The sequence below is a fragment of the Mycobacterium appelbergii genome (assembly GCF_032883035.1).
GTDB classification, from domain to species: domain Bacteria; phylum Actinomycetota; class Actinomycetes; order Mycobacteriales; family Mycobacteriaceae; genus Mycobacterium; species Mycobacterium appelbergii.
On record NZ_JAMQTH010000017.1, the window covers coordinates 112,654 to 124,448 of the forward strand.

Here is an 11,795-nt window from a genome sequence, read left to right on the forward strand (position 1 = left end):
AGTGTATGCCCGAAGGTCGGCGACTACTCTTGACGCCCGTGCGCGTCCTCGTAATCGGATCCGGTGCCCGTGAACATGCCCTGCTCCTGGCTCTGCGGCGGGACCCGCAAGTCGAGGAGATGGCCATCGCCCCCGGCAATGCCGGCACAGCGACCCTGGCCGACCAGTACGAGGTCGACATCACCTCCCGCGACGAGGTGGTGAAACTCGCGCAGCGCCTCGGAACGGACCTGGTCGTGGTCGGTCCCGAGGTGCCGCTGGTGCTGGGGGTGGCCGACGCGGTGCGGGCCGCCGGGATCGCCTGCTTCGGGCCCACCAAGGACGCCTCCCGGATCGAAGGGTCGAAGGCGTTCGCGAAAGATGTGATGGCCGCTGCCGGGGTTCGCACCGCGGGTAGTGAGATCGTCGACAACCCCGCCCACCTGGACGCGGCGCTGGACCGGTTCGGCCCGCCCGCCGGGCAGGCCGCATGGGTGGTCAAGGACGACGGTCTGGCCGCGGGCAAGGGTGTGGTGGTCACCGCCGACCGTGACGCAGCGCGGGCACACGCCGCCAGCCTGCTCGATTCCGGTCACCCGGTATTGCTCGAATCGTTCCTCGACGGCCCGGAAGTGTCGCTGTTCTGTGTCGTCGACGGCGAGACTGTGGTGCCGTTGCTGGCCGCGCAGGATTTCAAACGCGTTGGTGACGGAGACTCCGGTCCCAACACCGGCGGCATGGGCGCGTACGCTCCGCTGCCCTGGCTGCCTGAAGCGGTGCTGACGCAGATTGTCGACGATATCGTCAAACCCGTTGCCGCAGAGTTGGTTGCGCGTGGTAGCTCATTTGCCGGCCTGCTCTACGCCGGTCTGGCAATCACCTCCAACGGACCCGCCGTCGTCGAATTCAACTGCCGCTTCGGCGATCCCGAGACTCAATCGGTGCTGACGCTGCTGGATTCCCCGTTGGGCCAGCTGCTGATGGCTGCCGCCACCGGCGAGCTGGCCTCGTTCGGCGATCTGCACTGGCGCGACGGCGCTGCGGTGACCGTGGTGCTGGCAGCCGAAAATTATCCCGGCAGGCCGCGCGTGGGCGACATCATCGTCGGGTCTGAAGCGGACGGCGTGCTGCATGCCGGTACAGCTCGCCGCGGTGACGGCGCCATCGTGTCATCCGGGGGACGGGTGCTGTCGGTCGTGGGCACCGGGGCCGACCTGACCGCCGCGCGCGAAGCGGCCTACGCGTTGATGAAGTCAATCAAGTTGCCCGGCAGCCACTTTCGCACCGACATCGGCCTGGCCGCGGCCGAGGGCCGGATCAGCATCTAAGCAGCAATCAGCGGGGCCATCCAGGTCAGCTCGGCAGGCAGCTGGGAGCTCCAGAATCCGCCGTCGTGCCCACCGGGGGAGAACCCACCCGCAGGCGGATTCGGCAATTGCGAGATGTACTGCTGCGTAGCCGAATAGAACGGATCGCTGTTGCCGCAATCGATCCGGATCGGGATCGAGCCCAGGGCGGGCAATCCCCACACCGTGTTGGCGGCGTAGTCGTCGGCCCCGTCGAACGCGCCCGGTGCGGTGGCCCCCGACGAGGTCCACAGTGCCGGGCTGACCGCGCAGATCGCCGCAGTTCGCGCCGCGCCAAAACGGGAACCCAGCAGGAGGGCCCCGTACCCGCCCATCGACCAGCCGAGAAAGCCCACCCGGGAGGTGTCGAGTCCCTGCTCGCCCAACAGGGGGATCAGTTCGTCGAGCACCATCGCCCCGGAATCCTCGCCGGAGGCGCGCTTGTGCCAGTAGCTGCCACCGCCGTCGACCGCGACCACCGCGAACGGTGGCAAACCGGCCTCGACCGCCTGCGCCAGGCCTTGCTCGACACCGCCTGCCATCACCTGGGCCGCGTCAGATCCTTTGCCGTGCAACGCGATGACGGGCCGCAGCGTGCCGCTCTGGCCGGGCGGACGGGCGATGGCCCAGTTCGTGTTGACCCCTCCGCGCGCAGCAGAGACGAACGATCCACTGACGTAGGTGGGTGCCGCCACGGGACTGGACAACGCCATGGGGGCGGACCCCAGGGCGTAGGCGCCGGCGGCCGCACCGACGCCGAGGCGCAGCACCGCGCGACGGTTCAACGTAGGCATCTGGACATCTTGCCATCGCCCAGGTAGGCATCCTCCAATGGCATCGTCGAAGCCGAAAAACCTGAGTAAAGCCTTATGATTGGCCGAAAGCGCGGTGTGACTCCGACCCTCCTGGCAGCATGTTCCAGGTGACGGCAGCGGTCACTCCGAAAGGGGAGCGTCGGCGGTACGCCCTCGTCAGGGCGGCCGCTGAATTACTGTGCGAGGGCGGCTTCGACGCGGTCCGCCATCGCGCGGTGGCGCGCCGGGCCGGCCTGCCCTTGGCGTCGACGACCTACTATTTCTCCTCCCTCGACGACCTCATCGCGAAGGCAGTTGAATACATCGGCACCCGGGAAACCGAACAGTTGCGGGTCGGGGTGGCCGCGCTGTCGCGTCGGCGTCGCGGCGCCGAATCGACCGCCGACATTCTGGTGGACCTGTTGGTCGGCGAATCACCCGAAACACGCGTCACGGAACAGTTGATCTCCCGCTACGAGCGCTACATCGCGTGCGCGCGCCAGCCCGGTCTCCGCGATGTCCAGCGGCGGATGCTCCAGCAACGTGCCGACGCGGTGGTCGAAGTCGTGGAACGCTCCGGTCGTTCCGTGCGCGCCGAACTGCTCACCGCTTTGGTGTGCGCGGTCGACGGAGCTGTGGTGGCATCGCTGGTGGACGAAGGCGACGGGCCCAGGGCCAGTGCCCGCGCGACACTGATCGACGTCATCGACGTGCTCGCACCTGTCGACGAACGGGTGGTTCGCGTCTGATCGATGAAGGAGGGGGAATGACCAAACCTGAAACCGTTGACCAGCAGCCAGAACTGCGGCGGGTGATGGGTCCGGGACTACTGCTGTTGTTCGTTGTCGGGGATATTCTCGGTACGGGCGTCTACGCATTGACCGGCCAGGTGGCCAAGGAAGTCGGCGGCGCGGCGTGGCTTCCGTTCCTGGTCGCGTTTTTGATCGCCACCGTCACCGCATTCAGCTACCTGGAACTTGTCACCAAATATCCGCAGGCGGCGGGTGCGGCGCTCTACGCGCACAAGGCATTCGGCATCCAGTTCGTCACCTTCCTGGTGGCCTTTGTGGTGATGTGTTCCGGAATCACCTCTGCCTCAACGGCTTCCCGATTCTTCGCCGCCAACTTCTTCACCGCATTCCACTTCAGCTGGGGTAAGGCCGGTGTGGTGGTACTGGCGCTGTTGTTCATGGCGTTACTGGCGATGGTGAACTTCCGCGGCGTGGGTGAAAGCGTCAAGCTCAACGTCATTCTCACGATCATCGAGATCACCGGCCTGCTGCTGGTCATCCTGGTGGGGCTGTGGGCGTTCGCCGGCGGCGTCGACGTCGACTTCTCTCGCGTCGTGGCCTTCGACACCGCCACGGACAAGGGCACCTTCTTGGCCGTCACCACGGCCACGTCGTTGGCGTTCTTCGCGATGGTCGGGTTCGAGGACTCGGTCAACATGGCCGAGGAGACCAAGGACCCTGTGCGTATCTTCCCGAAGGTGCTGCTGTCCGGGCTTGGGATCGCGGGATTGGTCTACGTCGTGGTGGCGATCGTCGCGGTGGCCTTGGTGCCCGTCGGAGTCCTCGCCGCCAGCGAGACTCCGCTCGTCGAGGTGGTCAAAGCCGGCGCCCCGGGCCTGCCGATCGAGGAAATCCTCCCGTTCATCTCGATGTTCGCGGTGTCCAACACCGCGCTGATCAACATGCTGATGGCCAGCAGGCTCATCTACGGCATGTCGCGACAACACGTGTTGCCACCAGTGCTGGGCACCGTGCACCCGCGCCGCCTCACCCCGTGGGTGGCGATTGCCTTCACCACACTGATTGCCTTCGGCCTGATCTTCTACGTGTCGGCCTTCGCCGACAGCAGCGCGATTGCCGTGCTGGGCGGCACCACCTCACTGCTGCTGCTCGCGGTGTTCGCGGTCGTCAACGTCGCGGTGTTGGTGCTGCGGCGTGATGTCCGCAAGGAGGGCGGTCATTTCAAGACGCCGACGGCCCTGCCGGTCATCGGTTTCGTGGCGTCGCTGTATCTGGTCTTGCCGTTCTCGGGCCGCCCCGCGCAGCAGTATCTGTTGGCCGGGATCCTCATCGTGATCGGTGTCGTACTGTTCGGGCTCACCACGCTGATCAACCGTCAGCTCGGCATCCGCGACGCAGGCATCACCGATCCGACGCACCTCGGTGACGCACCCTAGGGTTTCGCACCAAGGCGCTCCAACCTGTTCTGCAGCAGCTCAATTCGGTGTGAATTGCCCTGCAGGCCGATATACCGGTCGCCGAACACCGCGAGCAGTGCATCGTCGAGGCGACGCACCGCGCCGGCCGGGTAGCGGTACCCCATCGCACGGTTGATCTCGTCGGCGTCCACGGAATCGAGCACCGCCGTCAATGTGTCCAGCGAGGTGATGCCGAGCTCGAGCAGCAGGCCCGAAATCCAGCCGTAGTGGTCGGTGCGCGACCAGCCGGCATCGGCATACCGGTTACCCAGGTAGGTCGCCAGCACCGGGGTGGCGATGCGCGAATCCGTCGACCATTCGGGCTCCTCCTCGGTCATGGTGGTGCGCAACCGATCTCGGATCTCGGTGAATTCCCGGTCGGCCAGTTCGAGCAGCCCGGCCGCCAGCGTGAACCGTCGATCCAGTTCGGTGACGTGCTCGGCGGGGATAGAGCCCTTGTACCGGATGTCGTGTTCGAACTCCGCCCACGCGTGTTGAAGCACGGTGCGGACCTGGATGGATGCCGGTTGTTGCACGCCCTCGATACCGACCAGCAGGTGCCTGCTGGCGTAGCCCCACCGGCCCGCGCGGGCGGTTTCCTGTCCCATGTCGCGGTCATCGAGCAGCCGCATCTCCTCGGACAGCAGGTTCGCCACCGCGCCGACGTCTTCACGCAGGTAGGTGATGACCCGCAGTCCGATCTGGTCGGTGAGCTCCACCAGCGGATCGGTGTAGAGCAGGCTGCCGTCGGGCCCGCGGCGGTCGGCCTTGGCCGCAAACGAATCGACACTCTTGGTGCGCGCGGTGATGCTGAGGTAGTTGATGCCCGCCTCGTCGAGCAACCCTGTGACCAGCGTGAGGTACTGCTCGGTGGCAGCCACCAGCGATGGCCGTCGGGCCGCGTACTCCGCGACAGCGCTCGACGGTGCCGATTCGGGCGCGACACTGGTTCGCCCTCGCGGCCGCCGATCCGCGGGCAGGGACGGGGTGACGATGTAACCCGACGCGACGTCACCGTAGATCGTCACGTCCTCGGGACGGTGGTACCAGTACAGCGCGACGTAGGCGCAGAGCAGGGCGTCGACGGGATCCTCGTCGCGATCCAGCTGGCTGGGCCGGGTGGCCGCTTCGACACGCTTCCGCAGTTCCACCCAGCCGACGCTGCGGTTGGCTCGCAGTCTCGGCGTCGCCTCGTCGAGGTCCTCGATGTAGGTCATCAGCCGCAGCAGCTCGCGTTGACGATCGTCGAACGCGCCCCGCTTGTACTTCAACGTCTTGTCGAGACCGAACAGCACAATGGTTGCCGGGTGCGGGTAGACCTCGATGGCGCGTCGACCCGATGACGAGGACGGATCCAGATCCAGGCCGAGCGCAGATGCGATACGCGCCCCACGCGGGTGCTTGAACTCGGGCCGGTCGGTGAACGCCGGGCGGGCGCCGGCGTCGAATCGCTGAAAGTCCCGGTTGAGATCCCGTTCGCACGGGCGGTGCCCCGTGGGGTTGTTCACGATGAGCGGCGCGTCGATGGCGACCACGCAGTCACCGCTGACATACGGCTTGATCGCTGCGGCGATACTGTCGTCATCCTGGGCAGCGCCGACGTGTTGGAGTCGCCCGTCGGAGTCGATTGCCGCGACACCGGTCTGATTCTTCTCGCCCCAGGCGAGGTCGAGCCCGACGAAGTACATCCGTCCACTGTCTCATTGGTGCGTCCGCCCGGACCGTAAGCTGTGTGTTCGTGACGATTCCGAATGTTCTGGCCAACCGCTATGCCAGTGACGAGATGGTGGCGATCTGGTCGCCGGAAGCCAAGATCGTCGCCGAACGGCGCCTGTGGCTTGCGGTGTTGCGCGCACAGACCGAACTGGGTGTGCCCATTCCCGACGGGGTGATCGCCGACTACGAGCGGGTGGTGGACAGCGTCGACCTGGCCTCGATCGCCGCCCGCGAGCGCGTGACCCGCCACGACGTCAAGGCCCGCATCGAAGAATTCAATGCCCTGGCCGGCCACGAGCACGTGCACAAGGGCATGACCAGCCGGGACCTCACCGAGAATGTCGAGCAGCTGCAGATCCGCCGCTCCCTGGAGCTGGTGTTCTCCCATGGAGTTGCGGTGGTGGCCCGGCTGGCAGAGCGTGCCGTGGTGTACCGCGATGTGGTGATGGCCGGGCGCAGCCACAACGTCGCCGCGCAGGCCACCACCTTGGGCAAGCGGTTCGCCTCGGCCGCCGAGGAGACGCTGCTGGCGCTCAACCGCGTGCAGGACCTGATCGACCGCTACCCGCTGCGCGGCATCAAAGGGCCGATGGGCACTGCGCAGGACATGCTCGACCTGTTCGACGGCAACACCACGAGACTGGCCGAACTGGAGCGCCGCGTTGCCGAATTCCTCGGTTTCACAGATGTTTTCACCAGCGTCGGGCAGGTTTATCCCCGGTCGCTGGACCACGACGTGGTGTCCGCACTGGTGCAGCTCGGAGCCGGCCCGTCCTCGATGGCACACACTATCCGGCTGATGGCCGGCCACGAGCTGGTGACCGAGGGTTTCGCTCCGGGGCAGGTCGGATCCTCGGCCATGCCGCACAAGATGAACACCCGGTCGTGCGAGCGGGTCAACGGCCTGCAGGTGGTGCTGCGCGGATATTCCTCGATGGCCGGTGAGCTGGCCGGTGCGCAGTGGAACGAAGGTGACGTGTTCTGTTCGGTGGTGCGCCGCGTCGCACTGCCCGACGCGTTCTTCGCCGTCGACGGGCAGACCGAGACCTTCCTGACCGTGCTCGACGAGTTCGGCGCCTATCCGGCGGTGATCCAGCGGGAACTGGACCGCTACCTGCCGTTCCTGGCGACCACCCGCATCCTGATCGCTGCGGTCCGCGCCGGGGTGGGCCGCGAGGCCGCCCACGAGGTGATCAAGGAGCATGCGGTCGCTGTGGCGCTGGCCATGCGGGAAAAGGGCCAGGAGCCCGATCTGCTGGACCGCCTCGCCGCCGACTCACGGCTGCCGTTGGACCGGGTTGCCCTCGACGCCGCACTGGCCGACAAGCAGGCGTTCACCGGGGCCGCCGGCGCACAGGTCGACGGCGTGGTCGCGGCCGTCGACGAGCTCGTGAGCCGCTACCCCGAGGCCGCCAAGTACACCTCGGGTGCCATCTTGTGACACTGGCAGATCTGACCGATCTGGATAATTTCGCTCACGGGTTTCCCCATGAGCTGTTCGCGGTGCACCGTCGCGAGGCCCCGGTTTACTGGCATCGGCCGACCGAACACACCCCGGACGGCGAGGGTTTCTGGTCGGTGGCGACCTATGCCGAAACCCTTGCCGTCCTGCGGGACCCGGAGGTGTTCTCCTCGGTGACCGGTGGTGACCGGCCCTACGGCGGGACGCTGCTGCAGGATCTGCCCATCGCGGGACAGGTACTCAACATGATGGACGACCCGCGGCATTCGGACATCCGTCGGCTGGTCAGCTCTGGGCTGACCCCACGGATGATTGCCCGCGTCGAAGATGATCTCCGTGCGCGGGCGCGCCGTCTGCTCGACGCCGTGGTGCCGGGCGAACCCTTCGATTTTCTGGTGGACGTCGCCGCCGAGCTACCGATGCAGATGATCTGCATTCTCCTGGGAGTGCCCGAGTCCGAACGGCATTGGCTGTTCGAAGCGATCGAGCCGCAGTTCGACTTCGGCGGCTCGCGGTCGGCGTCGTTGTCCCGGATGTCGGTCGAGGAGGCCGGGTCGCGGATGTACTCCTACGGTCAGGAGCTGATCGCCGCCAAGCGAGCTCAGGCAGGTGACGACATGCTCTCGGTGGTCGCCAACGCCTCTGATGCCGACCTTTCCGATCTGGAGCTGTACCTGTTCTTCAGCCTGTTGTTCAGCGCCGGTGCGGAGACCACCCGTAACTCGGTCGCAGGTGGGCTGTTGGCGCTCATCGAGAACCCCGATCAGATGCGCGCACTGCGTGCGGATCTGGGCCTGCTGCCGACGGCGATCGAGGAGATGGTGCGCTGGAGCACGCCGTCGCCGTCGAAGCGTCGCACCGCGACCCGCACCGTGACATTGGGTGGCGCCACCATCGAGGAAGGGCAGAAGGTGCAGATCTGGGAAGGCTCGGCCAACCGCGACCCACTGGCGTTCACCGACCCCGACGTGTTCGACATCGGCCGTAAACCCAACCCGCACCTGGGTTTCGGGCAGGGTGTCCACTACTGCCTCGGGGCGAACCTCGCTCGGCTGGAACTGCGGGTGTTGTTCGAGGAACTGCTGTCCCGGTTCGGCAGCGCCCGGCTGGTCAAGCCTGTGGAGTGGGCCCGCAGCAATCGGCACACCGGCATCCGGCACCTGGTGGTCGAGCTGGACTCGTGAGGCCAGATGCATTTGCGCTCGTGATGGCGACGGGCATCGTCTCGGTTGCTGCTGCCGATCACGACTACCGGTGGATCAGTAACGCTTTGGCGGTCGTGGCCTGCGTGGCGCTGGCGGTACTGGCGGTGACGGCGGTGGTCAAACGTCTGGACTTCGGTGATGTCCGGGATCCGAGTGTGGTGTTGCGGCTGTTCACATTCGTGGCCGCATGCGCCGTGGTCGGCAGCCGACTGGAATTCTGGCCCGCCGCGCTGTGGGCGATGGGCACGATCGCGCTGCTCGGCTGGCTGGTGCTGGTGCCGTTGACCGTTCGCAGCATGAGGATCCGAGGCTGGGCCCGGCTACGGACGGAATCCCGTGGCGGCTGGTTGTTGGCGAGCGTGGGCACCTCGGGGCTGGCCACGGTTGCCGCGGATCTGCACGTGGTACCGGTTGCACTGGTGCTCTGGACCGTGGCCATCGCGGTGTATCTGCTGATGACGTGGTTGATCCTGGCGCGGGCATTCGATGAACGGCTCGATCCCCACGGCTTCGAACCCGACAGCTGGATCCTCATGGGCGGGTTGGCGATCGCCACACTGGCCGGCGACCACATCCACCACGCCGGGCGCGACCTGGGCTGGTCGGCAGGTGCGCTGAGTGCGATCGAGGTCGTGACGGTGCTGACCTGGCTCGTCGCGACGTTGTGGTTGGTGCCGCTGGTGGTCTTCCTCGTACTGCGCCTGTCCCGGGTGGCCCGCAGCCTGCGATTCGCCGGCCTGTGGTGGGCGATGGTATTCCCGCTGGGCATGTATGCGGCGGCCACCCACACCATGCGGGTCGAAACAGGTTGGCAGGCAATGCAAACCGTATCTCTGGTGTTCTTCTGGATCGCGCTGGCAGCCTGGCTGTCGGTCGGGGTGGCAGGCCTGCGCCGCTAGACCGCCTACCCTCGTTGGCATGGACTCAGGCCAGAACGAGCACCTGCGAGTCTCTGACGCGGAGCGCACACACGTGCGTCAACTGCTCGAACGCGCGGTCGGTGAGGGCATGCTGACGCTGGACGAGTACGCCGAGCGCGTTGACATCGCGCTGGCTGCCCGCACCCGCGGCGAGCTGAAGGTCGTGCTCGACGACCTTCCCGACATGCAACTCGCAGCGCCGTCGGGCGCTTCGGTGCCCCGGCCGGTGAGCGCACCCGAGGCGCTGAGCGGATGGATGTCCTCCATCGTGCGTCGGGGGCAGTGGACGGTGGCGCCCGCCCTGCACCTCAACACCCGCCTGTGCAGCACCACGCTGGACTTCACCTCCGCGATCCTGCCCGGTCCGGTCGTGGAGGTGGTTGTCGATGACTACTGCAGTTCGACGGAGCTGATCGTGCCGCCCACAGCGACCGCCGACCTCAACGGTGTCGACGCGTTCGCCGGCAGCGCCACGGTCAAGGTTCGGACCAGCCCGCCGTCGGACCGGCTGCACCTCATCGTGCGCGGACGTGTCCGGATGGGTTCGGTCACCGTTCGGCATCCGTTCGGAACCTGGCTGCGACGCCTGCACGGGACTCAATAGCGAACCGGATCTCGGCGATCACCCGCTGTGGGTACTCGGTGAGGTCCAGCCAGGTGAACCGCAACACCTGCCAACCCAGAAGCGCGATCTCGTTCTGCTTGATCCGGTCGTGCTGAAAGTCCTCCTGATCACTGTGGAACGCCCAACCGTCGGTCTCGATGGCTACCTTGTGCACGGGGAATGCCACGTCGACCTGGTAGCGCCCGACGCGGTAGTTCGCTTTCCACCCGGTGATCCTCTCCGACTTCAGCAGGCGGACCAGCAGCCGTTCGGCCTCGCTGCGCGCGCCGTCGGCGGCGGCCAGCAGCAGCCTGCGCGCGGCGGGGGAGCCGTGTCGGCCCGTGTTGCGCAGATGTGCCCGCCACAGCGCGGGCAGCTCAACGTGGCGTTGTAGCGCGTTGTCCATCAATTTCGGGCCGCCGCCACGTCGTGCGGCGGCTTCCACAACCGTCAGCGGCAGCGTCGTCACGCGCAGGCCGCGACGTTCCACGACGTCGGTGGGCGCAAGGTCCCGGCGGCGGAGCCTGGTACCTGAACGAAGTTGTAGGCGGCTGGCCCGCGGAGCAGTCACCTCAAGCACCTCCGGTAGGTATTTCGAGATTCCGTGCCACCAGGCAGCCGTCAGCCCGCTCGCAACCGCGCGAGTGCCATACGACCACACGCTGACCCGCACGCGCGCACTGTCGGTGAACGGCCGATCGTCGGCGAAATACACGCCACGGGCGCAGCGCAGCCAGCGACTGGTCCGCACCCGGTAGTCGACAGCGTCCTGTGTCAGACCGGCGGTCAGCGCTTGTGCGAGCGTGATGACCCCGTCGTGGTCGCGCAAATAGTCGTCAATCACGCAATTTCGACGCTGTGCGGCGGCAAACGGTTCCCACCGATGTGATTTGTGGAGTTTTAACCGCACTCGTGACGGCCAAAACTCCACAAATCACTGGATGCGGCGCAGTCGCATGCCGGCCGAGCGGAGTTCCAGGGCGGCCAGGCCGCGGATGGTGGCCGGATCCTCGCTCCGCCACGCACCCACCGGGTCATCGGAAACCGCCGTCAGCTTGGCCAGCGGACGGTTGGCCAGCGCGCGCAGCGCGAGCAGTTGCTCACCCGCCGAGGTGGAGGCGAGCGTTATCGCGGTCCACTTGCGCCGGAAGAACCTGATCCGCAGATACAGCCAGGGCATCCCGACGACGAAGATCGGCGTGGCGGCCACCGCCAGCGCCAGCACCCAGGCCAGCCAGCTCGCCGTGGTGTCGAGGCTGTGACCGGCCCCGGCGATGTCCACCGCGGCATCGCTGGCCGCCCGAAGCGGCTTGCTCAGGGTGTCGCCGACCAGCGGGATGTGGTCGGCGCTGTCGCCGGCCGAGCCCAGGTTGTCTGCCACCCCGTTGGCGCCGTCCTGGACTTGCCTGCCCACCGCCGAGATCGTCGAGACGGCGTCATGCACGGCCAGCCCGACCACCACCCACACCACCAACCAGACGGCCACGGCCAGGTCGCTGAACAACTGGGCCAACAATCGGCCGGGGCGGCTGGCGTAGGGAAGGTACCGCGATCTCATGC

11 protein-coding genes are annotated in these 11,795 nt (G+C 66.9%); 7 read left to right on the top strand and 4 right to left on the bottom strand.

Annotated features, from left to right (window positions below):
- The first annotated feature begins 38 nt into the window (after window positions 1-38).
- Complete coding sequence (purD, locus tag M1247_RS31055; protein ID WP_317160263.1) at window positions 39-1,307, top strand: phosphoribosylamine--glycine ligase; 1,269 nt, start codon at window positions 39-41, stop codon at window positions 1,305-1,307.
- On the opposite strand, the gene M1247_RS31060 is transcribed toward purD, so the two are convergent.
- Window positions 1,304-2,119, bottom strand: a complete 816-nt coding sequence (locus tag M1247_RS31060; protein ID WP_317160264.1) for an alpha/beta hydrolase — start codon at window positions 2,117-2,119, stop codon at window positions 1,304-1,306. The genes purD and M1247_RS31060 overlap by 4 nt on opposite strands.
- Window positions 2,120-2,238: 119 nt before the next feature.
- On the opposite strand from M1247_RS31060, the gene M1247_RS31065 reads away from it, so the two are divergent.
- Complete coding sequence (locus M1247_RS31065) at window positions 2,239-2,868, top strand: TetR/AcrR family transcriptional regulator (protein ID WP_317160265.1); 630 nt, start codon at window positions 2,239-2,241, stop codon at window positions 2,866-2,868.
- A 17-nt stretch (window positions 2,869-2,885) separates the two neighbouring features.
- Window positions 2,886-4,307: an APC family permease gene (locus M1247_RS31070; RefSeq protein WP_317160266.1), complete on the top strand. Its 1,422-nt coding sequence runs from the start codon at window positions 2,886-2,888 to the stop codon at window positions 4,305-4,307.
- On the opposite strand, the gene relZ is transcribed toward M1247_RS31070, so the two are convergent.
- Entirely contained in the window at window positions 4,304-6,016 is a 1,713-nt protein-coding gene (gene relZ, locus M1247_RS31075) for a bifunctional ribonuclease/(p)ppGpp synthase (protein WP_317160267.1), read from the bottom strand. The genes M1247_RS31070 and relZ overlap by 4 nt on opposite strands.
- A 50-nt stretch (window positions 6,017-6,066) precedes the next feature.
- On the opposite strand from relZ, the gene purB reads away from it, so the two are divergent.
- Genes purB through M1247_RS31095 form a run of 4 tightly spaced genes read left to right on the top strand, consistent with a single transcriptional unit; the run spans window position 6,067 to window position 10,235 of the window.
- Window positions 6,067-7,485, top strand: a complete 1,419-nt coding sequence (gene purB / locus M1247_RS31080; protein ID WP_317160268.1) for an adenylosuccinate lyase — start codon at window positions 6,067-6,069, stop codon at window positions 7,483-7,485.
- On the top strand, window positions 7,482-8,690 hold the full coding sequence (locus M1247_RS31085; protein ID WP_317160269.1) for a cytochrome P450: 1,209 nt from the start codon (window positions 7,482-7,484) through the stop codon (window positions 8,688-8,690). Before purB ends, M1247_RS31085 begins: the two co-directional genes overlap by 4 nt.
- Window positions 8,687-9,610 carry a tellurite resistance/C4-dicarboxylate transporter family protein gene (locus M1247_RS31090; RefSeq protein WP_317160270.1) on the top strand — a complete coding sequence of 308 codons (924 nt, stop codon included), beginning with the start codon at window positions 8,687-8,689 and terminating at the stop codon, window positions 9,608-9,610. Before M1247_RS31085 ends, M1247_RS31090 begins: the two co-directional genes overlap by 4 nt.
- Before the next feature lie 19 nt (window positions 9,611-9,629).
- Window positions 9,630-10,235 (top strand): DUF1707 SHOCT-like domain-containing protein, encoded by a 606-nt coding sequence (locus tag M1247_RS31095; RefSeq protein WP_317160271.1) that lies wholly within the window; start codon window positions 9,630-9,632, stop codon window positions 10,233-10,235.
- Here the strand turns inward: M1247_RS31095 and M1247_RS31100 are convergent.
- Window positions 10,180-11,079 (bottom strand): PDDEXK-like endonuclease domain-containing protein, encoded by a 900-nt coding sequence (locus M1247_RS31100; RefSeq protein WP_317160272.1) that lies wholly within the window; start codon window positions 11,077-11,079, stop codon window positions 10,180-10,182. The two genes, M1247_RS31095 and M1247_RS31100, sit on opposite strands and share 56 nt — an antisense overlap.
- A gap of 90 nt (window positions 11,080-11,169) precedes the next feature.
- Entirely contained in the window at window positions 11,170-11,793 is a 624-nt protein-coding gene (locus M1247_RS31105; protein WP_317160273.1) for a hypothetical protein, read from the bottom strand.
- Window positions 11,794-11,795 lie beyond the last annotated feature (2 nt).

Excerpts from the sequence above, each read along its gene's own strand:
- M1247_RS31095 (WP_317160271.1), top strand. The coding sequence starts at position 9,630 with ATGGACTCAGGCCAGAACGAGCACCTGCGAGTCTCTGACGCGGAGCGC.
- M1247_RS31065 (WP_317160265.1), top strand. The coding sequence starts at position 2,239 with ATGTTCCAGGTGACGGCAGCGGTCACTCCGAAAGGGGAGCGTCGGCGG.
- M1247_RS31070 (WP_317160266.1), top strand. The coding sequence starts at position 2,886 with ATGACCAAACCTGAAACCGTTGACCAGCAGCCAGAACTGCGGCGGGTG.
- M1247_RS31105 (WP_317160273.1), bottom strand. The coding sequence starts at position 11,793 with ATGAGATCGCGGTACCTTCCCTACGCCAGCCGCCCCGGCCGATTGTTG.
- M1247_RS31060 (WP_317160264.1), bottom strand. The coding sequence starts at position 2,119 with ATGCCTACGTTGAACCGTCGCGCGGTGCTGCGCCTCGGCGTCGGTGCG.
- relZ (WP_317160267.1), bottom strand. The coding sequence starts at position 6,016 with ATGTACTTCGTCGGGCTCGACCTCGCCTGGGGCGAGAAGAATCAGACC.